General features: G+C 41.5%; 23 protein-coding genes and 1 tRNA gene. 6 read left to right on the forward strand and 18 right to left on the reverse strand.

Features of this window, described 5'->3' with window-relative positions:
- Nucleotides 1–5 precede the first annotated feature (5 nt).
- From QQL36_RS34955 to QQL36_RS34970, 4 genes are all read right to left on the reverse strand, one after another.
- Nucleotides 6–1559: a RagB/SusD family nutrient uptake outer membrane protein gene (locus tag QQL36_RS34955; RefSeq protein WP_083729755.1), complete on the reverse strand. Its 1554-nt coding sequence runs from the start codon at nt 1557–1559 to the stop codon at nt 6–8.
- Nucleotides 1560–1582: 23 nt separating this feature from the next.
- Nucleotides 1583–4939: a TonB-dependent receptor gene (locus QQL36_RS34960; RefSeq protein WP_321568410.1), complete on the reverse strand. Its 3357-nt coding sequence runs from the start codon at nt 4937–4939 to the stop codon at nt 1583–1585.
- A gap of 309 nt (nt 4940–5248) precedes the next feature.
- Nucleotides 5249–6382: a FecR domain-containing protein gene (locus QQL36_RS34965; protein WP_083729753.1), complete on the reverse strand. Its 1134-nt coding sequence runs from the start codon at nt 6380–6382 to the stop codon at nt 5249–5251.
- Nucleotides 6383–6669: 287 nt separating this feature from the next.
- Nucleotides 6670–7254, reverse strand: coding sequence for an RNA polymerase sigma factor (locus QQL36_RS34970; protein ID WP_179091333.1), 585 nt, complete (start codon nt 7252–7254; stop codon nt 6670–6672).
- A gap of 168 nt (nt 7255–7422) precedes the next feature.
- On the opposite strand from QQL36_RS34970, the gene QQL36_RS34975 reads away from it, so the two are divergent.
- Nucleotides 7423–7496, forward strand: a tRNA-Asp gene (locus tag QQL36_RS34975).
- A 603-nt stretch (nt 7497–8099) separates the two neighbouring features.
- On the opposite strand, the gene QQL36_RS34980 is transcribed toward QQL36_RS34975, so the two are convergent.
- The 9 genes from QQL36_RS34980 to QQL36_RS35020 all read right to left on the reverse strand — a co-directional run bounded on the left by QQL36_RS34980 (nt 8100) and on the right by QQL36_RS35020 (nt 15462).
- A complete protein-coding gene (locus tag QQL36_RS34980; protein WP_321568411.1) occupies nt 8100–8651 on the reverse strand; it encodes a hypothetical protein in 552 nt (183 codons plus the stop codon).
- Nucleotides 8602–9432 carry a tetratricopeptide repeat protein gene (locus tag QQL36_RS34985; RefSeq protein WP_321568412.1) on the reverse strand — a complete coding sequence of 277 codons (831 nt, stop codon included), beginning with the start codon at nt 9430–9432 and terminating at the stop codon, nt 8602–8604. Before QQL36_RS34985 ends, QQL36_RS34980 begins: the two co-directional genes overlap by 50 nt.
- 346 nt (nt 9433–9778) lie before the next feature.
- Nucleotides 9779–10084, reverse strand: a complete 306-nt coding sequence (locus QQL36_RS34990; protein WP_321568413.1) for a hypothetical protein — start codon at nt 10082–10084, stop codon at nt 9779–9781.
- A gap of 2 nt (nt 10085–10086) precedes the next feature.
- Complete coding sequence (locus QQL36_RS34995; RefSeq protein WP_321568414.1) at nt 10087–10554, reverse strand: hypothetical protein; 468 nt, start codon at nt 10552–10554, stop codon at nt 10087–10089.
- Nucleotides 10555–10645: 91 nt separating this feature from the next.
- On the reverse strand, nt 10646–11233 hold the full coding sequence (locus QQL36_RS35000) for a hypothetical protein (protein ID WP_321568415.1): 588 nt from the start codon (nt 11231–11233) through the stop codon (nt 10646–10648).
- Nucleotides 11234–11872: 639 nt separating this feature from the next.
- Complete coding sequence (locus tag QQL36_RS35005) at nt 11873–12826, reverse strand: IS3 family transposase (protein ID WP_321568416.1); 954 nt, start codon at nt 12824–12826, stop codon at nt 11873–11875.
- Nucleotides 12786–13118: a transposase gene (locus QQL36_RS35010; RefSeq protein ID WP_321566443.1), complete on the reverse strand. Its 333-nt coding sequence runs from the start codon at nt 13116–13118 to the stop codon at nt 12786–12788. Before QQL36_RS35010 ends, QQL36_RS35005 begins: the two co-directional genes overlap by 41 nt.
- A gap of 223 nt (nt 13119–13341) precedes the next feature.
- A complete protein-coding gene (locus tag QQL36_RS35015; RefSeq protein ID WP_321568417.1) occupies nt 13342–14781 on the reverse strand; it encodes an AAA family ATPase in 1440 nt (479 codons plus the stop codon).
- 501 nt (nt 14782–15282) lie between these two features.
- Nucleotides 15283–15462, reverse strand: coding sequence for a winged helix-turn-helix transcriptional regulator (locus tag QQL36_RS35020; protein ID WP_235643983.1), 180 nt, complete (start codon nt 15460–15462; stop codon nt 15283–15285).
- Between the two features lie 54 nt (nt 15463–15516).
- Between QQL36_RS35020 and QQL36_RS35025 the strand changes: the two genes are divergently transcribed.
- The 5 genes from QQL36_RS35025 (at nt 15517) to QQL36_RS35045 (ending at nt 19217) form a co-directional block, all read left to right on the forward strand.
- On the forward strand, nt 15517–15867 hold the full coding sequence (locus tag QQL36_RS35025) for an SDR family oxidoreductase (protein WP_321570573.1): 351 nt from the start codon (nt 15517–15519) through the stop codon (nt 15865–15867).
- A 54-nt stretch (nt 15868–15921) separates the two neighbouring features.
- Nucleotides 15922–16545 (forward strand): NADPH-dependent F420 reductase, encoded by a 624-nt coding sequence (locus tag QQL36_RS35030; protein ID WP_321568418.1) that lies wholly within the window; start codon nt 15922–15924, stop codon nt 16543–16545.
- Between the two features lie 308 nt (nt 16546–16853).
- Nucleotides 16854–17795 (forward strand): zeta toxin family protein, encoded by a 942-nt coding sequence (locus QQL36_RS35035; protein ID WP_083729924.1) that lies wholly within the window; start codon nt 16854–16856, stop codon nt 17793–17795.
- Nucleotides 17796–17799: 4 nt separating this feature from the next.
- Nucleotides 17800–18054 carry a hypothetical protein gene (locus tag QQL36_RS35040; protein ID WP_083729923.1) on the forward strand — a complete coding sequence of 85 codons (255 nt, stop codon included), beginning with the start codon at nt 17800–17802 and terminating at the stop codon, nt 18052–18054.
- A gap of 143 nt (nt 18055–18197) precedes the next feature.
- On the forward strand, nt 18198–19217 hold the full coding sequence (locus QQL36_RS35045) for a cupin domain-containing protein (RefSeq protein ID WP_321568419.1): 1020 nt from the start codon (nt 18198–18200) through the stop codon (nt 19215–19217).
- Between the two features lies 1 nt (nt 19218).
- Here QQL36_RS35045 and QQL36_RS35050 read toward each other — a convergent pair whose 3' ends face one another.
- From QQL36_RS35050 to gwsG, 5 genes are read right to left on the reverse strand one after another with little or no spacing between them, the layout of a single operon-like run.
- A complete protein-coding gene (locus tag QQL36_RS35050; protein ID WP_321568420.1) occupies nt 19219–20547 on the reverse strand; it encodes an HlyD family secretion protein in 1329 nt (442 codons plus the stop codon).
- A 10-nt stretch (nt 20548–20557) separates the two neighbouring features.
- Nucleotides 20558–22744, reverse strand: a complete 2187-nt coding sequence (locus QQL36_RS35055) for a peptidase domain-containing ABC transporter (protein ID WP_321568421.1) — start codon at nt 22742–22744, stop codon at nt 20558–20560.
- Nucleotides 22741–23775: a grasp-with-spasm system SPASM domain peptide maturase gene (gwsS, locus tag QQL36_RS35060; RefSeq protein ID WP_321568422.1), complete on the reverse strand. Its 1035-nt coding sequence runs from the start codon at nt 23773–23775 to the stop codon at nt 22741–22743. The genes QQL36_RS35055 and gwsS overlap by 4 nt, the downstream gene beginning before the upstream one ends.
- A gap of 6 nt (nt 23776–23781) precedes the next feature.
- Complete coding sequence (locus tag QQL36_RS35065) at nt 23782–24000, reverse strand: hypothetical protein (RefSeq protein ID WP_083729918.1); 219 nt, start codon at nt 23998–24000, stop codon at nt 23782–23784.
- Nucleotides 24001–24003: 3 nt separating this feature from the next.
- A complete protein-coding gene (gene gwsG, locus QQL36_RS35070; RefSeq protein ID WP_321568423.1) occupies nt 24004–25029 on the reverse strand; it encodes a grasp-with-spasm system ATP-grasp peptide maturase in 1026 nt (341 codons plus the stop codon).
- Between the last annotated feature and the right edge of the window lie 2 nt (nt 25030–25031).

Consider the following 25031-nt stretch of genomic DNA (forward strand, 5'->3'; position numbering starts at 1 on the left):
ATGTGTTATTTAGTTCCTCCCCATTCTTTGCTTTGTTCCAGCTTTGTATTTTCCAACTCTAACAGTGGAATTGGCAATATCTCATGCTTACCAGCAATAAAGCCACGACTACCGAGTACGGAAGGTGCTCTGCCAGTACGTACCAGGTCGAACCAGCGATGGCCTTCGCCAGCCAGTTCCAGTCTTCTTTCATTGAAGATGTTGTCATCTGTCGCTTCGATAGCAGTAAGACCTACGCGGGCGCGTACTGCATTCAGCAACTGATAAGCACGGGTACCGGCGCCACCACCTTGTCCTGCTTTCACGAGTGCTTCTGCTTCCATGAGGTACGTATCAGCTAAGCGGATTTCGTACAGATCCTGTGGAAAGTTCAACTCAATATTACCACCACCGGTAGTTTTATTGTAGTTAAAACCAATGAGCTTTTGCAGGAAGTAACCGGTATTTTTATAACCAGGTTCATAGCTGGCAATGCCATTGGCCTGTAAGCTATCCAGGTTGGCAACGGTTGCATTATAACGGGGATCGTAGTGAATGGCATCAAACAGTTCTTTGGTCACTACGAGGAAACTCCATCCGGATACGTAATCAGGGGCACCTGCTTTCAATGCTTTGTAACCTCTTGGGCCCACCATAATGTTCAGCACATTACCTTCTGTACAAGACACGCAATCCCATGAGCCTGCGGAACTAGCTGTAAATGCTACTTCGAAAATAGACTCGCTGTTATACTTGGAACCATTGTCTGACTTCCAGAGATCGGCAAAGTTAGCCAGCAGGTTATAACCATATTTTGAATTGGTGCTACCTGGCACTGTACCATTTACTTCGGCCAGTTCTGTTGCAGCAGCGCTATATTTTTGTTCATAGAGATATACTTTACCTAACAGCGCGTGTGCAGCACCTTTGGTAGCACGACCACCTTCGGTAGCAATAGGTACCTGATCAGGCAGATTGGTTTCTGCAATGGCATCCTGCAGGTCTGTTTCAATTTGTTTGTACACATCTTCAGGAGTCGCCTGCAACACGTTGTACATGTCGCTGGTAGAAACAGGTTTGGTGAAGAGTGGTATATTTTTGAATAAACGTACCAGGTCGAAGTAGAAAAATGCACGGAGGTATTTTGCTTCCGCAGTATAACGGGCTTTGGTCGCTTCGTCCATGGGTACACCCGGGAGCTTTTCCAGCAGTGTGTTTGCACGGAAGATACCAGAGAAACCTTTCTTCCAGAGTTCATCCTGTGGTCCCTGATCAGGTGTGAGAGTATAGTTGGCGAATACCTGGAAAGCGGTTACGTCATTGGCACCACCACCACCTGCATAGTGGTCGTCAGAACCGGCGTTCATGGCACCAACTTTGGTTACATAGTTACCACCCTGCCAGCCTACTACATCATAACAAGCTACCAGCCCGTTGAAGGCCTCAGTCTGATCTTTGTAATAGTTCGCTTCGAGGTCAGTGCCTTTTGGTTTTACTTCAAGGAAACTATTGCTACAGCCGCTCATTATTTGCAGGCCAATAGCGAATGTCAATATATGTGGAATGTATTTTTTCTTCATTGTAATTTGCTTTTATCAGTTTATCAGAAAGTAGCGTTAACACCCAGCATGAAGGATCTTGCCTGAGGGTAGATACCTCTGTCGATGCTGAATACGCCACCTCCGATTTCAGGATCATAACCGGTGTACTTAGTGAATGTGAGCAGGTTTTCGCTCATTACATAAATTCTGAATTTCTCGATGCCCACTCTTTTGGTGATCGTGTTAGGAATGGAGTAACCCAGTTGTAAAGATTTGATTCTGCAATAGCTACCATTTTCCAGATAGAAATCGGAAGGATTGGTAAAGTTTCTGTTAGGATCAGTAGATATCAGCCTTGGATAATCGTTTGTAGAACCTTCGCCAGTCCAGCGACCCAGGGCTTTTGTCTGCCAGTTTGCATTCAGGATATCCAGGCGACGAAGGCCCTGGAAGATCTTGTTGCCAGCGGAACCCTGAATGAATACTACGATGTCGATGCCTTTGTAAGCAGCATTGATGGTACCACCGTAAGTCCAGGTAGGTGTAGGATTACCGAGGAACTGACGGTCAGCTTCTGTGATCGTACCATCACCATCAGTATCTACCCAACGGAAATCACCGGGTTTTGCATCAGGTTGAATTTTACCACCTGCTTTGCTGGTGTAATTATCAACTTCGGACTGGTTCTGGAAGATGCCATTTGTCTTGAAACCATAGAAGCTATTCAGTGGCTGACCAAGGGCGGTACGGGTGATAGGATAGCTGGAAGACTGGAATGTCTGACCACCGGAGAGGTATTTGATACCAGTACCCAGGTTGGTTACTTTGTTAGTTGTATAAGAAACGTTCGCATTTACATTCAGGTCTACTTCGCCTACCTTTTTGTGATAACCCAGTTCCAGTTCCACACCGGTGTTCTCCATATCAGCTACGTTCGCAGCAGGGTTAGAGATTGCACCAACGTATGAAGGAATGCGTGGGTTCTGCAAGATGTCTTTAGTCACCTTTTTATACCAGTCGAAAGCGACTCTGAAGTCGTTGTAAACAGTGGCTTCAAAACCAACGTTTGTCTGACTGGTAGATTCCCATTTCAGGTCAGGGTTAGAAGGGGCATTCGGACTGTAACCGATCTGGTAACTACCGGAATTACCGAAGGCATAGTTTCTGCCGCTACCGATGGTAGACAGGTAGGCAAAGTCACCGATGTTATCATTACCTACTACACCATAACCACCTCTCAGTTTGAGGAAGTTTACGAGGTTCTGTTGGGGCCAGAAGCCTTCTTTAGAGATATTCCACCCCAGTGAGAAGGATGGGAAAGTACCATACTTGTTATTGGCACCGAAGCGGGAAGAACCATCACGACGTACGATACCTTCAATGAGGTACTTTTCATCGTAAGCGTAATTGACACGGGCGAAGAGTGAAGAGATCCTGTGGTCAGCACCTTCACTACCGTCAGAAGTACGGTTGTCGGAAGCTACTTTGAAGTTCATGCTTGCTTCTTCAAAAGTGTTAGCAGGCACGTCGTAGAAAGTAACGGTGGTCGCTCTTGTACGGTTGTCCATATAAGCGCCCTGACCTAAGAGGATGGTGAAGGAGTTCTTACGGATATCTTTAGTATAAGAAGCGGTATTTTCTATATTCCATGCAAATCCTGAATTCTGATTACGTGAAAAAGAAGTACGGGAAGAGATGGTAGATGAGTTCAGGTAAGAGATGGGTGTGAAAGTCTCAGATCCCCAGAAGGCGATTTTAGTACCGAGGGTAGAGCGGAGTTTCAAACCTTTAACAGGCACTATTTCCAGGTAGGTATTACCTACGATGTTGTGTGACCAGTTATAGTTACCCAGACGTGTGGAAATATAGGCGAGTGGGTTCGTGATCTCCTGTCCTACAGCGCTGGAAATACCATAAGGATTACCATTCTTATCGCGGCGAATACCGGTATTGGTATAAGGTGCGGCAGCGGCTACAGCAGGATCCGTAATTACGGCAGGCGTAGTTGGATCCAGGTTGATAGCGGAACTGAGCGGGCCACCGAATTCGCTGTTGGTATTACCTACACCCAGGGCTTTGTCGTAAGCATAGCCAACGTTTTCGCCGAGGGTTACGTATTTGGACAGTTTGTGTGTAGAGTTCAGACGCAGGTTGATGCGTTCATATTTAGAGATGTCGGTAGCAACGATACCATCCTGTTTCAGGTAACCGAAAGAGGAATAGAAAGTTGACTTATCATTACCGCCGCTTACACTCACTTCATGGTTTTGGCGCGCAGCGCTGTTGTTGAAGATGAGGGATTGCCAGTCGGTGCCTTTACCTAAAGAAGCAGGATCAGCGTAGACGATGCCATTGCCGGCAGCTACAGAAGCTTCATTACGCAGGGTAGCATATTCCGTAGCATTGAGGAGCTTCAGTTTGCGGGCAGGTTCAGAGTTACCATAGTAACCATTGTAGTTGACCTGCAGGGTACCGGCTTTACCTTTTTTGGTAGTCACGAGGATTACACCCGCAGCAGCACGTGCACCATAAATAGCCTGGGAAGCAGCATCTTTCAATACTTCGATAGATTCGATATCGTATTGGTTTAAGTAACCGATACCGCCATTATCGACCACCACTCCATCAATCACCCAGAGAGGATCGTTGTTATTAAAAGTAGTGAGACCTCTCACACGTACAGTAGCGCTGGAACCTGGCTGACCAGAACCGGCAGCGATGGTAACACCTGAAGTACGGCCCTGGAGGGCACCTTCGAGGCGGGTAACAGGCTGGCTTTCCAGGTCAGCAGCTCTTACACTGGAGATGGCGCCGGTGACAACACTTTTCTTTTGTACACCATAACCAACTACCACAGTTTCGGTGAGGGCAGTCTGTGATATTTTCAGGATAAAGTTCATAGATGACTTAGTCACTGCCCAGTTGACAGGTTCAAAGCCCACAGCGCTTACGATCAGGGTAGAGCCGGGAGGTACCTTGATAGAATAGGAACCTGTACCATCTGTCACAGCACCACTTTTGCTATCTTTTATACGGATGCTGGTGCCGGGTAAAGGGTCACCTTTTTCATCCGTGATACGGCCGGTAACGGTGATAATAGTATCAACATCAGCAGGTTTTGTTTCGGGCAGACTTTTGACAATGATGCGGGAGCCATCCACCACATAGGAGAAGGGCTGATCTGCGAGTGCCATATCCAGAACTTGTCGTACTGGTACGTTTTTAACCTCTATAGTAACAGGATGAGCGGAAGCCAGCAAATCTTCATCATAAATGATGGAAATACCCGCCTGACGTGCTACTGATTTTAACACCTTTTTGAGGGGTGCTTTAGTTTCAGACAGGGATATTTGCTGAGATAATCCTTTTGCGCTGATCTGCAGGCAGGCCACTAGCAACAAAAAGGTAGTCAGTTTCATAACGAGTAAAATTTGACTTCGGAAAACGTGGATTCCGAAATAATTTTTGGTTGATGAGAGCTTCCGGGAATAGGAAGCCCTACCACATAAGTTTAAATCCATACTTTTGTAGTGTTTGGGAAATTTGAAATCAATAATTCGTAACGGGATGTTGTTTTCTTTTTGGGCCCAGACATTATTTACCGGGAGTGTTGCAAGCGCTTCCGGTTTTTTTATGTACGGCCCCACATGATTAATTTGTTTCTGCTACTTCCATAACGTTGTTTTAGGTTTATGAATGACTGGCGTATTATACGTGGAATACCAGCCTTATTTGACAGTTAATTTTCTTCCAACAAGTTCGAATACGGGTCCATTTGCTTCCAGCATATGGAGGATGTCAGTGAGGGGAAGGCTTCGGCTGATACGGCCGCCGAGAAGCTTTTCGTTTCCTTTCTGATCGTAATTAATATCTATGTCGTACCACCTGGAGAGCTGTCTTAAGATGTCTGACAGGCGGGCGTTGTCGAATTCAAAGAAGCCGGTTTTCCATGCGATGACTTGTTCTACGTCTGCCTCGCGGATGGTGATCTGGCCGGTGGATGGGTCCATTACGGCTTGCTGACCGGGGAAGAGGCGTTTGTCGTTCACTTTTACGGCTCCCTGTACAAGCGTTGTGTTTACGCTTTTTTCATCTGAATAGGCCATGATGTCGAAGGCGGTACCGAGTACCTGTACTTCCATGTTATTGACCTGGACGATGAAGGGTTGTTTGGCGTTGGGACTGACTTCGAAGTATCCCTGGCCGGAGATGTCCACTCTTCTTTCTTTTCCATTGAAGGAGGTAGGATAGCGGAGGCTGCTGGCGGCATTGAGCCATACATGGCTGCCGTCGGGCAGAATTATGTTGAACTGACCGCCACGGGGAACGGTCAGGGTGTTGTATACGATGGCATCGTCGGTAGCTTTAGCAGCGTATTGCAACTGACCATTTTTTTGGAGTACGGTGGTAGCGCCCTGAAGGATGGTTTGGTTACCGGCAGAGTCGAGGATGACGGTGGAGCCATTGGAGAGGGTGAGGATGGCTTTGTTGGTGCCGGGGGCGACGGAGGTTGTTGCGATTTGAGTGTTCGCGGGTTGGGTGGCAGGTTGTTTAAATATTATTAAGAGGAGTACGGCGGCGGCGATGGAGGCAGCGCCTGCAACGTAATACCAGAGGGTGCGGACTTTCTTTGTAGTAATGGATTGCAGCAGTTTGGTTTCAATGCGATCGGAGATTTCAGCGGGAATTTCCGGCTGAGTGTCGAGGGCTTTTTGAAATTCCTGTTGCATGGTTTTCAACAGCGCACGGTGTGAGCCGGAGGCTTGTAGCCAGGAGTAAAGCTCGGCAGTTTCAGCTGCATTACATTGACCGTCAAGGTATTTTGCTAACAGTTTTTCGTAATGTTCCGTGGTTGTTGACATAAGTTTATATAGGTGTCTATATATATTATCCGGAAATGATAGTTTAGGGTACCTCGGGGGGAAAATATTTTTTAAGATTTTTGGAGGGAGGGTGAGAGGGGATTTTAGGGAGGGGATTTTAGGGAGGAGATTTTGGAGGGGTTAGTGGGGGATTTTTCAGGATGGGGTTGATAGTCTTTTTAGGAGAGGATTTAGGGGGCTGCTTTTTAGAGGAGTATTTTAAGAGTGTATTTTAAGAGAGCATTTTTGGGGAGGTGTTTGGGGGAGCTGTTTTTAAGAGTGCTTTTTTAGGAGAGGAGGTTTTGGGCTACGTAAATAGCGACCATGATATCGCCATAGCGATGAACATATTCATAAATAAAGCGCATACCCAGCACCATGTGTTTTTTTACAGCATTGCGGGAGATGCCGAGTAGTTCAGCAGTTTCGTCATAGCTTTTCCCTTCCTGCCGGCAGAGTTGGAATACCCGTAACCGTTGTGGTGGCATTTGGGCCAATGCTTCCTGAAAAAGCCTGTCATATTCTTTGGCTCTGACCATTTGTTCTGGTGTGGAGGAAACGGGTTCATTAAGCTGAGCGAACAGTTGTTCCCGCATAGCCTGGTCGGTGGCCAGTTTGTCAATTGTTTTAATGACGTGGTTACGGGCAATACGATACAGGTATCCCGAAAAAGACAATTGAGGATTTATACGGTCCCTGATTTCCCAGATTTTCAGAAATACGTCGTGGACGAGGTCTTCTGCCAGGGAAGGTATTTTGCAAAACCGTAAGAGGTATATGTAAAGAGAAGCGTGATAATGACGGTAGATAGTTGAGAATGCAGCTTCATCTCCCTGCTTCATTTTGATCAGTACTTCTTCTTCTGATGGCATACGATCCATAGTTAAAAATCAAATCGTTTTGGCTCCTGCCCCCGGAGGGTGTAAAGCTAAAGAAAAGATGGGATTGCGGGTAGGGAAAGATTTTTATATAAATTATTTGCACATTTGAAATAAAAGTGCATATATTTGCACCCCCGACACAGAGAAAACGGGGTGTAAGGATCAGTAGTTCAGTTGGTTAGAATGCCGCCCTGTCACGGCGGAGGTCGCGGGTTCGAGTCCCGTCTGGTCCGCTGATAAATGGAAACGCCTTCAAGTCGTTGGATTTGAAGGCGTTTTCTTGTTCGAAATATTTCCACGAGATTAACTACTCATTATACTAAACTATGATTATCAAGTAATTGGTGGGTTCGAAGTATTATAAGGATTAGATTTCTACTTTCCGGCATTTGCGCATTATGATGTTGCAATTCATCGTTCACCAAGTGTTGCTGTTTCTTTGTCGCCCACTTTTAACGAGGCTTTGGATTGTGTTGGGTGGAAGCGAGAAAACAGGCCGCCTAATGCCTTTTAAATTCTAAATACCAGCAATGGTTAAGGTAAAATAATAGTAACCGAACGCTTTTTAGAAAATAACCAGTTTATCGGGAACTATTTTCTGCCAAAGCCTGATAAGGCATCTTTACTTCCGATTCAATCCCCATAATTAATAGCCCAACTACCGAAAGTTCTCCCGCTGTTGGAGGGGAAGGCTGTGCAACAGCTAGGCTTCATCGTTGGTGTTGCACACCCGACGAAGCCTAGCTGTTAGTGGCTGCCGTGCTTTTCCGTCCGAAGGACTTTCTTCCAAAGTTTGCGGGAATGTTTGTTAGAAGTGCAGTCATCATCGTTATCAGTTAACCGAAGTAAGAACCAGGAACAGGGCTTTCAATCATAAAATTGTAACGCTTGTCGCCTGATGAATTTCCAATACCTTTCAAATATTGTTTGTGTTCCAAGTAAAACTCTAAATGTTTATCAATATCTTCTGGCTCTTGCTTGATGTTGAAAATGTCCATTGCGATTTCCTCTGCTGAACGGTTGTCTGGTGGGATTTTTTCAATTTTTCCACTTTCTACATCCGTTACTCTCATTCCACCGCCACTCCAAGGAAAACTATATGTTTGTGTCATAAAACCAATGATGTCAGGGCTAACAATAGCGTTGTCAAGCCAACTGTGATTAGCTGAAAAAACAACTTGATTGTTATTAATTCCGTTTAGTTGCTCATAATCTTGAAAATATGAACTGTCGGCCGAAACAATTAAGCAATCCTGATTTAGCTTTTGGGGATCATACAGCCCAAAACCAATTCCGAGCTCTTTTGCTAAAACCCGTCCGACAATTTCAGAATCTCTATCAGGAAGTGAAACAACGGATAGAAATGAAATTGAAAGTTTTATTGGCAAATTGTTTTACTTTATTAGCAAGTGTTTTGATAGATTCATTAGAGCCCCAACTTGCAACATATCGTCCACCTGCTACATAATCTTCATTGTTCTCAAAGTAGTCAAGCACAACACCACCGTATTGAATGAACTGCCAATCACGGATATGGGTTTGGATGTCTTTAACTGAATTGAAGCGCTGCAAAGTTTCTTGAAGCTCCGCAATTTTCATTCTTGGAATTATAACATCTTCTTGATTTGGTTGTTGGTCAAGAAAGACTTGAAGATCATTTAAAGACTGTTGAACACCGCCTGTTTTCTTGTCAAGTATTTTGCACTTGTTTAAGAAATACAAATTCCAAAAGTCGTTTGAATTAGAGTTAACTAAAACGTCTATAGCTTTGTTTATTTGAAATCGTCTTGCATAACAAATCGCAAGGTCGTGAGGTGCTTCTGCATTATTAGGATTAAGTTGGATTGTTTTTTCATAAAACACCTGAGCTAAATCATAATGTCCAACGCTGAAATAAAAATTACCCAAGTTGTTGTAAGCTCTTGAGTCATTTTGCTTTTTACAAACTGCTGCAAAAAGTTTTTGTTCGTCACTTGCGTTGAGTTTACCTAAGGTGTCAGAGGCAAGCTGATAAAGTAGTTTGTAGTTTACATCTTTTCTAAAGCCCCAAGTCAAAACTCGCAAACATTCTTGAAACTCACCTTTGTCAAAATGTTCCTTGGCCTTTTGTAAATCCTCTTTTGCTAGAGAGTTGTCGTCCTGCTTTTTAAAAAGGTCAAATAGCCCCATACCTATTTGTTTTTTGTCTGTCGGTTGATGTTAGCACTGCCGCCAAACGGTTGTGGTGTTTAACCATTCCAATTACATTGAGCGTGCCTTTGGACACTTCTGTTCTTCTTTCCTCTTATAATTATCGAACTGGCTGTACACGTTCAACTCGTCCTTATTTTCTTTTAATTGGCTCAATTGCCAATTATCGGCCAGGGCAAAAATTTATTTTTAATAATTCTACGGGCGATACTTTTCTCTTAAGGGCTCCGTTGATCATGTCTTCTGCCTTTCGGAACTTGGTAGTAATAAGTTGAGAATATATTTGTCCCCCAACCATATTGCCAAATCGCCTGTGTAGGCATTTTCAGTCTTGGTCAAACTGTTTTAAAAAGTCTTGATGGTCTTTGTCCACCTGTATGTCAACCAATTTTAAATAGGTTTTGAAATAGTTTGTTGCTATGCTTTCAAATTCATTCTTATCAATGATATTTTTTCCTCTTGAATTGTAGAGCTCGGAAATATGGTTTTCAAAACCAAATAACCGGTTGGAAATTTCTTCTCTTGTGCCAACCAAAGTTTGGCTGGGTGCAATAAAACTTAAAAGCTCTTTGTCTGTCAGTAATTGATTGAATTTTGAATTATCGCTCCTTGTTTCCCAATAATAGAGCAATACTAATTTTGATGTTTTGAACTGTCAAATTCAAGCTTTGATAAATAGTGGACAGTTTTTTTTGAGTTTAGCCAACTTAATTCATTTAGGCAACGATATGAAAGCATTGGATTTGTCAAGCTAAAACTTGTCTCATATGCCTTTTCTAAATAATCTGCATTTTCACTATTTGAAAATTTCCCAATTGTATAAATTGTCCAACTGTAAATAGAAAAATTATCAGAATATAGAAAAGTATTTAGTTGCTTAAAAAAGTCCCTTGATTTAAGTTCATTATAAAAATACTTTTTTTGCTCTTGTGTCAAGAAAGCAGCAAGGTAGATGTCCTTAGCGAAACCAGTTACGTCAAAATAGTTTTCTATGTCAGCATTTAGAAAGTCAAGAATGTCGCTGGCAATTTTTTCAAATGGATACTGCTCTTCATGTTTGGTGATGTATTTGTCTTCTAAAAATTCACGTAAATTGTCCATAATAAACGGTCTGTGAAAGTTGACTATAGCAATAATGTTTTTCAGTCTGCCCCACTATTGTCAATACCAATGTTAGCAGCCATATTGTCTATCAAAATAAATGCTCATTCATTTTGTTTAAGGTTTCTGTTTTTACATTGTCATTTTGAAACGTAACTATTTCACGTTTCCACATTGTAAAATTTCCAGTTGTAGAATCCTTTATAGGGTTCGTTTTTCTATAAATCAAAACTATATATTTCTTTTCATTCATTTTATAAGATGATTGCCTGTCATTAAATGAAATTCTATACATTGTGTCTTTTAATAAAAAAACATCCTTGTTGTCAATATATATAGTATCTGTCAATTGAATATTGTCAAGAAATGTTGTGTCACTTGTATAATAATCAGAGATTGCCTTAACTAATTTATAATTTTCAACGGGTGAAAACCCATCTATGACATGCACTCTGTCGTAAGCCTTCCGATTGTCATTATATTGCCCAACCACAAAAGTATTTGGGTAATTATAACTTCCATCTATTGTTTCTTGTTTTTGTTTTAACAAGTCAAACTCATTCAGTTTATCTAAAGTGAAAATATTTGATGGAATATCTCGTGCTTCAAATGCGTTGAGTGTATAAACTAGGCTCTCCTTTTTGTCATTGTTAGAACAAGAACAAAATGTCAAAGTCACAATAATAACAAATTTCAATTTTGAGGTCGTCATAGTATGGCTGCTAAAAATATGTTTCCGCTATTATACGCTATTTTTAACAAATAACAATTTTTGCAAAGCTGTTATTTTTGACCTACTTAACAAAAATACGTGGTTATTACCGGGTAGCGCAAATACGACTCAAGTTAGGGTTAGAGCATTCAGCGGATTTATAATCTTTAGTAAATCTTATTTGAAATAACCTTTTGTTCGAACCTTATCCCCATCACCGACATATATATCTATTTCACGTTGATGATTGAATCTTTACAAAATACTCATTATAGAAATCTGCAATGTTTTTGAGTTCCTCCCCAAACCGGTTCGAAAGTTGTAACCTACAGCCCGCTGAAAAAATTAAAGCCTTCAAGTCATTGGATTTGAAGGCTTTAATTTTTTATCTAAACCATATAACGCTTAATAGTTAAAATACTGGTTTAATTCAAAATACCCCTTTGCTATCGGGATTTTAAAAATATCAGTGGAATATGTTCCATTCCATACTCCCATCAATTCATGATTTTTTTCATCCTGATCATCAAGAATATCTTTAAGCCTCTTCAATAAATCTTTTTCCCCGAAACATTATAGAAATCTGTTTTAGATACTCCCCATTTATTAGACAGCAATAGGTGGGTTATTAATTAAAGAATCAAATCTATTACTACTATTATAAACTTTCTCTTTTTTTGTTACTTTTTTTCTCTTTGTGAATTGCTGTGAATATGTGGATAACTTATCAGCAGCGCCATAAACATCAGCAGGAGTAACATATCCAAGGCTTTGATGTTTTCGTTCCCAATTATAGAATTCCACATACCTGTGAATTCCTTTGTATAATTCCAGCGTGCTGTCGTAAGCATTGAGATAGATGTTCTCGTATTTGATGCTACGCCAAAACCTTTCAATACAAATATTATCTGTAGCTCTTCCAACACCGTCCATGCTGAATTTGATCTCAGCATTTAATACCGCTGAGGTGAATTCCTCACTGGTAAACTGGCTTCCCTGATCTGTGTTTAGGATCTCAGGAGTGCCATAGATGGAAACGGCCTTTTGAAGGGCTTCCAGGCAGAAATCAACAGTCATGGTATTACTTAGCGTCCAGGATAGCAAATACCGGCTATGCCAGTCTATAATCGCACACAGATACATAAAACCTTTCGCCATCGGAATGTAAGTGATATCCATGCTCCAAACCTGGTTGTTCCTGTCAATATTAAGCCCCTTTAGCAGGTATGGATACTTTTGGTGGTATTTATATGCCTCGCTCGTATTGGGAACCGGATATATGGCCGAAATATCCATTTTTCGCATCAGGCGCCTAATCCGCTTCACATTGACAACCAGATCATCTGTACTCAAATGTTTGGCCATCCGAACAGCCCCGAAATAAGGATGTTCAAGGTGGAGACGATCAATCTGAGCCATCAGCTCCAGATTTTGTTTGCTCTCTCCTTTAGGCTCATGATAATGACTGCTACGGGATACTTCAAGCAATTGACATTGACGTACAATGCTAAGCTCCGTATCATCCTTGCTTACTATAGCCATCCTTCCAGTTCTTCCCATAGACCTGTTCAGATTTTTTTTTCAACCAGTCATTCTCTACCTTGAGTTGACCGATTTGCTTATATAGTTCATCCTTTTCTTCCTGGTGATCTGTTGCTTCAGAATCAGCTTTCTTACCCTGATCAAATACCTGTTCAGAGCCTGATAACAGCTGTTTCTTCCACTCCGTTATCTGAGTGGGATGTAAATCATACTTCTCAGCCAGCTCTGCAAGTGTGAGTTGTTCTTTTAAGGCTTCTACTGCTACCTTCGCTTTAAATGCTGCATTGAACTTTCTTCTTCCCTTGTTCATATCGTAAATTTAAGATGTTTTTCCACTTAAACTTACTGTCCGATTTTTGGGGAGTATTATAGTTTGAGTCTGATTTTTCCAATCTATCAGATAATACCAGACAGCTTTATCCTTGCTGTGAAATGGAAAGTCTTCAGAAATATTTCTAAATGGCATTAGATATACAGTTTAATATATAATTAATGAATAAAAAACTATCTCCTTAAATACTTAAATTCTTTGTTCATTTAAATAGATCTTCCAGGATAATATCATTTTGAACCAAACCCGGTTTATACACATTATTTTTGGTTCCAAATGTAGTCACCATCACAAGAAATAATGTCTTCCTTGATTTTGTTTTCTGCTGAAATATATTCAATTTATTTTTTAGCTCTATTGAGTAAGTTTTATCTATTGAAAATTCCGAAGTTGAAAACTTCATCTCACAGATACTTATACAAAAATCATTTCTATCAAGTAATAAATCTATCTGAGTTCCTGTCCCTTCATCATCTTTTCCTGATACATATCTCCAGATTGATTCTTCAGTATAAACACCTGAAATACCTAAAGCAACTTTTATTTCCTTTGTATGCTTCAGACAGATGCTTTCAAATGCAAGTCCACTCCAGCTCTTCCATGTAGGTTGAGTCGATAATTTTATCCATGTTCCTTCGCCAGATGCCCGACCATTTTCAATATACTTTAGATAAAATCGGGAATACTCATCACTCAGTTTATATATATTATCCCTGACATTTTTCTCATAAGGAATATAATTTGTGATAAATCCAGATTCCATCAATTCATCAAGGAGTAAGGTCGCCCTTCCTCCACTGGATAAGCTACAGGCTGCAATAATTTCTTTACGGGTGAGTCCAGCTGGAGCATTATTTAATGCTTTAACCACCGCAACATGCTTATCAGCTTCTGCAAATAGTGATTGATACAAATTATCAAATTCATTTTTTAATATCCCATCCTTAGTAAAACAAAGTCTATCAATAGACTGCGCAGCGCTAAACCCGGCTTCCACCTCTTTCAGATAATGAGGAATTCCTCCCATCACCATATAAAGCTGAACAATCTGATAAAGTTCCAGTTTAACATTTCTGCTCTCCAAATATTCTTTTGTTTCAGCAAGAGTAAAAGGTAACAAACGGATTTTTTTTGTAATTCTATTATGAAGCCCACCTTTGTTATTGACAACTTTTTGTATCATCCACGAAGCTGCTGATCCGCAAATTATTAATATGAGATTATCTTGCTTAGTACCCCATGAGTTCCAGAAATATTCAAATGCAGATAAAAAACCGGATTTAGGTGTATTTAACCAGGGAAATTCATCCAGGAAAATAACACATTTTCCCTTCTTCAACAGTGGCTCACTATACTTTTTTAGCATCCCAAAAGCTTCCGTCCAACCAGGAGGCACTTCTGGTAATCTCTCCTGTTTCAGAACTTCGGCTAATTTATTTCTGAAATTTCCCAATTGCTCCTTTAATGTAGCATTGTGAACTCCCGAAAACTCCAAAATCATTTTACTATTAAAGAATTCCCTTATTAGAAAAGTCTTACCTACACGTCGCCGTCCAAAAACTGCAATTAACTCAGCTTCATCAGATGCTAAAGCCTTTTCCAGAATTTTTTTCTCTTCTTTACGACCTATAAGTGGTTTCATTTTTATAAATGTTATTTTTATCACTAACGGCTGAAATTTTATATCCGGCCATAACTATGTAAAAATACATAGTTATGGCCGGATATAGAAATAAGATGGGCCATAACTATTAAAAAAATGACACTTATGGCCGGATATAATCTGTCCTTAGAATAGCATTTATATAATTCTAAGAAATATGAAGACTGAACGTTACACTGCTAACAGTAGGCTTTGCAATTAATTTAACTAATAAATGTCTTAATATGAGATAAATCTTCTGCGAACCGGTTCGAAAGTTGTTCTCTGTAGCCCGCAGATAACAAAAAGCGCTGATTTCTCAGCGCTTTTTGTTATTAGTGAGAATCACTATCGAACTCCGGCTTTTTGAAAAGCTTAATTCCCCCTCTTTTATTCTATTTGCTACACAAAGGCTCTTGCTTCGTCTGACTATACTTTGTAGTTATCACATTTGCTTCTAACCCATTTCCTGATATACAGGACGATGCTCAACAACGAACATTATTTCCCGACAATTTTCTTTCGGTGTACTATCCCCCAATCTGCAAGATTACTGATGGTGGTTTGTAGCGTATTGCCGTGTTCCGTAAGTTCATATTGAACCATTATGGGTTGTGTGTTAAAAATGGTTCGTTTTACCAACTCGTTTATTTCTAATTCCTTTAATTCTTTGCTCAACATTCTGTTGGAAATTCCGTCCACATCATTCAAAATATCGGAAAATCGTCTTTTCTTATCGCGTCAAATGCAGCGCATCGGGCATATCCGTCTTTTACGCTTTATGGTGCTGCAAAAGCGGCTGTGATCCATTTTGCAAAGGGATTTTCAAACGACCTTTTAGGTAGAAAGATTAGGGCAAATGTAATATCACCAGGCACAACAAATACACCAGTATTTGACAGGTTTGTTCCTGCAGAACAACTTGAAGCTGTAAAAAAATACTGGGCAGATGTAATGCCGATAGGCAGAATTGGGCAACCATCTGACATTGGTAAAACAGCTGTTTTCCTGGCTTCTGATGATTCTTCATTTATGCTTGGTGCTGAGCTCCTTGTTGATGGTGGTCTAAGCTATTTGTCTAAATAATTACCCCCACGCTGGCGCCAGTTTGTAACTCGTGCCATTAAAACAATTTTCAAAATGAGTAAATCAGAAAACAAAGTTGCGGGATACGCAATTATCGGCTTCGGCAATATCGGCAAGGCATTGGCTAAGGCGTTTGCCCGCAACGGCATCGAAGTATCCGTTGCAACCACTCGTGACCCGGAAAGCTTTGTATCCGCCGCGGCCGCGATCGGCCCCGTAGTCATTCCCACTACACTGACGGAAGCCGTCAAGGCGGACATCATCTTTTTGGCTGTTCGTTTTGAATCGCTCCCGGATGTCGCAAAGGCACTGCCCACCTGGCAGGGGAAGATCATCGTTGATGTGACCAATGCCTACGGTGTGCCGCCTGAGAAGCTGGGAGGACAGCCTTCTTCCAGCTTCGTCGCACAGGCATTCACTGGTGGAAAACTGGTTAAGGGCTTCAACCATTTGATCGCTGCCATTCTTGACCAGGATCCGGCCGTACATGGTGGCAGAAGAGTCGTGTTCCTTGCGAGCGATGATGACGGCGCAGTAGCGGAGATTGCTGCGCTTGCAGAAAATATCGGTTTTTCACCAATCAAACCTGGCGGGCTATCAGAAGGCGGACTGCTTGTGCAAGCACGCGGAAATAGCTGGGGTCGACTCATCTTTCAGGACCTGATCAAGTTCGACTGATAAATCTTGATGCAAATTTCGATGTAATCATGCCTCGTGGATGGGCATACGATTGCGTTGTTTAGTCCCGGATAGAGAGATGGGTTTTATGCGAGTTATATTCGGTTTGTTAATGATGGGAAGATAGGTAGGTTGGTGACGGATTTTGGAGTGATTGGTGAGGAGGCATAAAATGATTGAAAGAGATTGAAAGCCTGCGCTGTGCGCGGGCTTTTTTTTGGAGTATCAATGCTCAATTGGATTTTTTATATGGTACAGGTTTAGAAAAAAAGTAATACAGTTGTAGTAAATTAATTCAACCAAATATCATGGGTAGATACGCAAGATTACTCTTAGATATTAATCAGGTGGATCATTTTCTTACTACTGTGTTGGAGTTTGAACCGGAAGAAGATGAAAGAGATATTGCTTTTAAAATTGTGAGCAGTGAGAAGGCATTGATTGACTATGATAATCCAGGGGTACATACATTGATGTACGATAATTATCGTGATCGGAATTATAAAACGGAGGCTGCAAGGTGGGCGCTAAGGAAACAAATTATTGATGAATTGATAACGATGGTAAGGCTGGATGATGATGATGAGATATGTTTGGGGAAAGGTGGCGCTTTGCCTACTACGGGGGTATGGGCGGAAAAGAAGGCGTTTCTAATCATTGGGCTGCCGGCTTCAGGGAAATCAGGCATTAGTAATATGATTGCGGATAAAAATCATGCGATCATTATTGATTCGGATTATGCGAAGAGGAAGTTGCCTGAGTTTCATAAATTACCATGGGGGGCGTCGCTGGTGCATCTTGAATCCAGACAAATCACATCCGGGTTTCGGGATAATCCTAAGAAAATTAAACCATTGCAAACCTTATCAATTGAGAAAGGTTATAATATCGTTATACCCTCAATAGGTAATAATGCAGAAAAACTCATCAGAACAGCCGAAGACCTAAAAAGGGTAGGTTATGAGGTGCATCTTACACTAGCCGCTCTTCCTAAACGCCAGGCTACAATTCGGGCGCTCAGGAGATATAACCAGTCAGGACGTTATGTACCGTTAGGCATGATCTTCGACGATTTAGGAAATGATCCGAGTTTGACATATTATTTTCTAAGATGCCAGAGGAGTGATCTATTTAAAAGTTTCGGAGCTATTTCCACAGATGTCGAATTGGGACAACCATATGTTACCGTTAATCTGGAAGGAGATAATCCAGCAGCCATGTTCAGATTCGAAACAATAAACTTAAATTAATAATATGTCAAAAGTAGAAAATCATAGAGGAAAGTTAGGTAATACAAGTAAAAACCGTCCCAAAAGCAAAGAATTTTCTCGTAAAATCTCACAAGTTGCAGCAAAACGTGCTGTTCATAATAATCAATTGAGTACGCTTGCATACAAGGAATTAGTGAGAAAGCATTCAGCAGCGATTGCTTTACTTTGCGAGCAAGAGGAAGATACACTCGATTACGTGATTTTAGGTCTTCAACAAATGAAAGCCGATAAACTTTAGTAAGTTGATTCCATATTTTTTTGAGCCTGCGCTGTGCGCGGGCTTTTTTTGTCGCATCATTGGAACTTCCAGCTTATGAATATCGTAACTCATCCATATATAGCATAATATTGGTAGCATTCACCCCATAAAATCCAACAGCCATGACATTCAAATACGCTTTAGAAAAGCAGCCCCCCAGAACATCCCCTGGTGGCATCACCCGTGGCGCCTCTGTAAAGGAATTCCCAGCCTCTGTAAATTTAGCAGGTGTGAGCATGCATTTACACCCCGGCGCTATGCGGGAATTACACTGGCATGCCAATGCCGCAGAGTGGGCATATGTGATTAAAGGAAATGTACGAACTACGACAATTGATCCCAGCGGTCAAACATACATCGATCTGTTCGGACCCGGTGATGTATGGTATTTTCCACGAGGTTATGGGCATGTATTGCAGTGTATTAGTCAGGAGCCATGTCACTTTATTTTAATCTTTGATAATGGAGACTTTTCTGAAGATCATACTTTCAGTATCACAGATTTTGTATCCAGCGTACCTCCTGAAATTGCCGCACAGAATCTTGGATTGACGCTGGAAGAAGTAGCTACCCTACCTCAGAAAGAAGTATACTTCGCACCAGGGAAGTTGCCGGATGTGGGCTCTGGACTGGCCGTAGCAAGAGAGCATGTAAGTCTGACCTCTCCACATCGATATCCTTTAGGTGCACAGATGCCTAAATTAGTGCCAGGAGCAGGTACACAGCGAGTCGTGACACAGCAGGAATTTCCGATTTCCAGAACGATTACAGGATCTGTTTTTGAAATAGAACCAGGTGGATTAAGAGAGTTACACTGGCACCCGAATGCTGATGAGTGGCAGTATTTTATTCAGGGAAGTGCGGAGATGGGCGTGTTTCTTGCAGAAGGACAGTTTGTAAAAGATCAGTTTGAGGCAGGAGATATAGGATATGTACCAATGGGCGCAGGGCATTATATTAAGAATACAGGGGAGGAAAAATTGATCGTACTATTAGGTTTTAATAGTGGGAATTATGAAGCCATAGATTTGAGTATGTGGTTGAGCGGAAATCCAAAAGATATATTGGAAGCCAACTTTGCCACATCAAAAAGTATTATTGAGAAGTTTCCGAATAAGGAGGAATTTATTATTAAGAAATAATTTACGGTCTGATCGCTTTAGCAATACTAAAATACAACCGCTGTGGCAAACGCATATTGCGGGTAATGACTACTGCTTTGGCTTTCAGACCGGTTTTATATTGCATCCTGATATGATGATTGGTTTCCAATCCGTTATTCAGGCGAATGGTGGCGATGAAACCACTATCTGTAGCGACTTTGGAAACATAATTCAGCGTGCCAGGTACAAACCCAAACTCCTGATAAGGATAGGCATAAAACCTCAATTGTACCTGCAGACCTGTATCGATTTCACCGAAGTTATTTTGGGGTAAGTTTAATTGTGCATAGTATTGTGTACCTGTTGGATTGACATAACCCAATAGTTTCCCTGCCTGTAAAAACTGTTTATCCTGCAAAGGGACTACAAATGAAAGCACGCCATCAATAGGAGATTTAATCACATACTTCATTTCCCAATCTTCAATTGTGCTTCTAAATGTCTGTAATGATTGCTGAAATATAATGTTTTGTTGTGTCAGGTCATGTTCCAGCATATCTATTTCATTCTGCTTTTCCCGCTGCTGAATTTCATTGGCCAGCATAGTGGTTTTTAACTGAGGGAGCAATAATCTTTTATTTACCAGTTTACTTTTTGCCTGACGTAAGTCTTCACGGGATAATACCTTCTCATTTAATAAAGAGTTATTCATATTAAATGATTCCTCTGCCAATTGTATATCCTCATTTGTCATCTTCTCCTGATTCAATAAGGAAGTATTAATTTGTTGAAGAGAGGAAATATCATTTTTCAGTAATTGCTTCTTGTGGTTATAAAAGCCGTTTACAAGGTAATCATTGTAAACCTGTAATGCGGTAATGAAGGTTTGATAGGCAGTCTGTAACTCGCCGAGATGATTATAATGCTTTTCGAATAACTTCGATACCTTGTTGGTACGGCCATCAGCCAATAAACGTAAGCTGCTATCGAGGCGAATAGAGAGATCAGCTACCGATGCATGATCAGCCGTGCTTTCAATCCAACCGATGACCTGGCCGGCGGCAACGATATCGTCGTTATGTCCCCATAAGCGAATGAGCCGGCCTTCCTGTCGGGAAAAGATCTCCTTGGGGGCATCACTGGCTGTCAGGTAGGCACTCGCCTCTACCGTGTTAGGTGAATGAATAAACCAGGTAGATGCAAATAACAGGCATAGACCCGTTAAAAATATGATGACAGCCCATTTGTCCATGAAGTCCAGCTTCCTGTCTATGATCTCCTGCATAGCCTCTGAACGGATCACTACCTCCTTTTTAGGTACGTGTCCATTTAATTGTGGCGGAGGTGTTGGTTGCGTTATTGTAGGCATGCTGTTTTGATTAATTGCCAAGTTCAAGCTGGTTCTTTACCAGCTCATAATATCTCCCTTTTATTGCAGACAGGTATTCATGTGAACCCTCTTCTACTATTCTTCCTTCATGTAGTACGATGATCTTATCTGCGTTCTTCACGGTGCTTAAACGGTGAGCGACGACCACTACGGTACGCCCGCGAAAAAACCTGTCCAGACTTGCTGTGATAATCTTTTCATTATGCGCATCCAGTGCATTGGTAGCCTCGTCGAAGAAAAGATATTTCGGATCTTTGTAGAGTGCTCTCGCTATCAGTAATCTTTGTTTTTGACCCTGGCTCAGTCCAACGCCTTCCGCACCTAGTTGCGTATGGAAACCATTAGGGAGCGATTCTATGAAGGATAAGATGTTGGCTATTTTACAACATTGTACCAGTTTTTCGTAGACCATGAGCTCCTCTCCCACTGCTATATTGCCAGCGATCGTATCGTTGAAAATGAAACCGTCTTGCAGTACCGCCCCACATTGACTTCGCCAGAAACCAGGACTGATGAATTTAAAGTTGCTATCCCCAATTTTGATATCACCATCGAACTGATGATAGAATTTCAGCAATAGTTTTAATAAAGTCGTTTTGCCACTACCACTGGTACCTACGATGGCAGTGACCCTGCCTTCAGGGATCTCTAATGTGATATCTTTTAAGACGGGGAGATTGCCCGGTCCAGGGTAGGCAAAGGAGAGATCCTTAATATCTATCGTTTTGTTTTCCGGAAGATTGGCAATAAACATACTGTCAACAGGTTCCTCATCTTTCAGCTGGTGCACTTCCTGCAATCTTTCAAGGCTCATTTTGGCATCCTGTGCGTTTTGGACAAGACTAATGAATTGTTCCAGCGGACTATTGAGCTGACCTACTATGTACTGTACCGCCAGCATAGTACCCAACGTAAGATTGCCTTCGATGACCATTTTTGCCACTAAAAAGGTGATCAAAATGTCTTTGGATTGGTTGATGAACATGGCCCCTGTCTGTTGCCATTGTTGATAACTAAGGCTTTTGAGATTCAATTTGAATATGAGCGCCTGAATATTCTCCCACCCCCAACGCTTTTGTTGTTCTGCATTGTTTAGTTTAATCTCATGCATGCCCAGCACCAACTGAAGTGTCGTATTGTTTTCCTTTGCTGATAACTGAAAAGTTTCAAAGTTGAGTTTGCGGCGGATAGGCAGAAAGATACTGATCCAGAGAAAATACAATACACTGCCGGTAAGAAACACTTCGAATAACAACATGCTGAATGTAGCAAGGATGAATGCATATACAAAGAAATTAATCAACGAGAACAAGGTATTGAGTGCCTGCCCGGTGAGGAAATTTTGTATCTGTTTATGATCTCCAATTCGCTGCAAGGTATCTCCCGTCTGGTGCGCATCAAAATAGGAAATGGGCAACCGGCTTAATTTTATCCAAAAATCAGAGAGAATAGACAGGTTCAGGATGTTAGATACTTTCAACAACAACCGGCTACGAATAAAGTCGACTACTGTTTTGCTAAAGGTCAACATCAGTTGTGCTACCAATATCACCACGATGAATTCCATGTTCTGTGTGGTAATACCCGTATCTACAATGCTCTGTGTCAGAAAAGGGAAGACCAGTTGTAGCAATGCACCTACCAAGAGTGTGAGCATCACCTGCGTGATCTGCCAGCGATTCTGACGTAAATAGGGAAAAAGCGCCTTCCAGGTAAACTTCTTCTGCTCTTCTCCCGCATGTTCATAAAACGCAGGAGAAGGTTCTAATAGCAATGCGATCCCCGTCGTTTCTCCATCGCCATTTTTATGAGAGATCCAATGTTGCAGAAATTCCTGTTGTGTGAGCGTTTCAATACCACGGCCAGGATTCGCTATTTTTATACGCTTAGCCACACTTAATAAAACAATGTAGTGGTTCTGATCCCAGTGCAATATACAAGGTAGGGTGACATGCTGTAAACGCTCATATGTCAATTGTACGCCACGGGTTCGAAACCCAATCTTCTCTGCTGCATCACTGATTCCAAAGAGCGTCACGCCTTGTCTGCCAAAGCCCGTCATCTGCCTGAGCGTATCCGCATTGTAATGGCGGCCATAGAACCTCGCTATCATGCGCAGACACGTAGGGCCACAATCCATTGCGTTTAGTTGCTTATAAAATACGAACGATTTCAAATGCTGATGCTTGTTTGAGATAACTCATAATTACCCACCCATTCTGCCAGGAATGGATCATATCCACATTTTGCAGGCTTACTATATATGTCTGCCTCATCTTGCCTGTAAGCCCTGCAATCTGTACAGATATATCGGAACTCACAGCTTTTGCAGGTGGTTACCTGATCTTTTGTAATAGACCAGATATCTTTGAATGTTTTGTCAGCCAGTGCCTGTGCCAATGTGGTGTCAGCGATATTTCCATATGACTGCTGCATGGAAGGACAGTTTTTAATATCCCCATTTGTATCAATGGAGATCTTCCTGTTCAGACAGCTATTAAAAGATAATGCTTCCAGGAATTTTTTCTGGTTGCAGGAGAAGTTGAGTTTGTTGATCGTACCACAGCAGGTACTATTGGGAATAACCTTGTCCGTACCCATTACCAATGGCGGGAATGCGGAAACATCCAGATCCGAAGGACAGGAATGCAGCACTATGGTGACCACACGCTTGTAGGTGTCTTGTATATGTTGCAGGGTTGCGGCGTTACAATATTGTTCATCGTAGGTTAATAACAAGTCGATGGATCTCACCATTGTGTTATTCACGCTTTCCAATATAGTAATGAGTTGCGCACAAGGAATGGTATCAAAGCATCTTATCTCTACTGCTATACAACCCAGCTCATCGAGCTGAGAAAAAATCTTTTCGTAATCATGCCCGGATGTACTGTCGATATCAACTATACAATTGGTGATCTCGTAAGGCATCTCCCATTGCTTGCTGATAGGTGGATAATATTCAGGATACTTTGTAAAGAAAGCAAACTCCTTATTGATCAGAAAGGAGATGTATTCATCAATGGTCTCATGTGCATCTACGGGGAAGTCTGCTTTGATCTCTTCTACTGAATGACCATCATAGCGGGTAATGAAGTCATACAATGAGTTGGGAATAAATTCATAATTATTGCGCTGTACATCGCATATCACACTACGGCGTGCCCCTTTTACAGGCATACAACATTCAAAGAGTTTAATCTTCATAGTCAGTTATTTTTTCAGGAGATCATTTTCCCAATCTACTATCTGAGAGATGGGTTTAAAAAACGCCATGCAGGGATATTTTTCAGAATTATGCTTCCTGCTTTTTTCAAATCTTATGTGGTAAGAGTTGGACTGGCTCACAAAATATACGGATACGGGAATCCTTGTTCTCTCTGCCGGGTTAAGTGCATTGAGGTAAGCGGTTACATTTTTTTCTTCTGCCATTGGTTAATTTTTTAAAGGAATCAGGTCACTTTCTATCAGACTGGTGGCAACTATTTTCTCGAGTTGGTAATTGCAGGGTTCAGAGACCATTCCAAATTGTCCGCCATGGTTGACTTCGAGGAAGACAAACTTGCCATCTGTCGTGAGGATGATATCCAGGGAACCGGTATTTAAACCCAGGTCATTCATCAGCACAACAATCCTGGCAGCGAGATCATCGGGGATTTTGAACGGCACATTGCGGTTAGGTGTTTGGATGTTGTATTTACGGAAATCAATACTGGTTTGTTTATCCAAAGTTGAAAAGATGGCCATGGGATAACATTTACCTTCGAGATAATACACGCGTAATTCCACATCCTTTTCCACCATTTCCTGGAAAGAGGAAGGATAAAAATGATCAGGCAAATTGTTGATGACTTCTTCTGATACTATTTCAGTAAATCCGGCCAGCAGCTCTCCGCTAAAATTAAATAGTCCGGCTTCGCTCATGGCTTTTACAATTATTCTTTTATGATGGCTGAGGTAAAAATTGTACAATTCCTCTCTTGAGCTGGTAATAATAGTATCAGGAATATCTATACCTGCCTTCTTTGCAGCTAGTAATTGTTGATATTTAGATGGGTTCTTTTTCAGGTGGTTGGGAGAACCAATGATCTTCTTGTTTTTAATCTGGCTGAAGAATATCTCGCTGATGATCTTAAACTCTTCCGTTCTGAATTCATTAATATCCTCTTCAAACTTCTTTTCTTCAAGTGGAGAAATCTTTGGAAAAGTAGCATGAAACGACCAGCGCCGATACCAAATTGCATTGATATCGGCGAGGTTCAACTGTCTGCCGTTATAAGTGATTAAAGGTTGTTCAGCAGGATGATGTTCATTCCCGATTTCAATATTTATGCGATGCAGGCTGTTTTCTACCAGGTCATTCCCATTGATGCGGATGAAATTTGCTTTTAAATAGAAAAGCCAGTCCATTACAATTTCCGTGGTAAACTCAAAACTAGCATGGCTTATAACCAATATCATCT

It is taken from the genome of Chitinophaga sp. LS1 (genome assembly GCF_034274695.1).
Taxonomy (GTDB): domain Bacteria; phylum Bacteroidota; class Bacteroidia; order Chitinophagales; family Chitinophagaceae; genus Chitinophaga.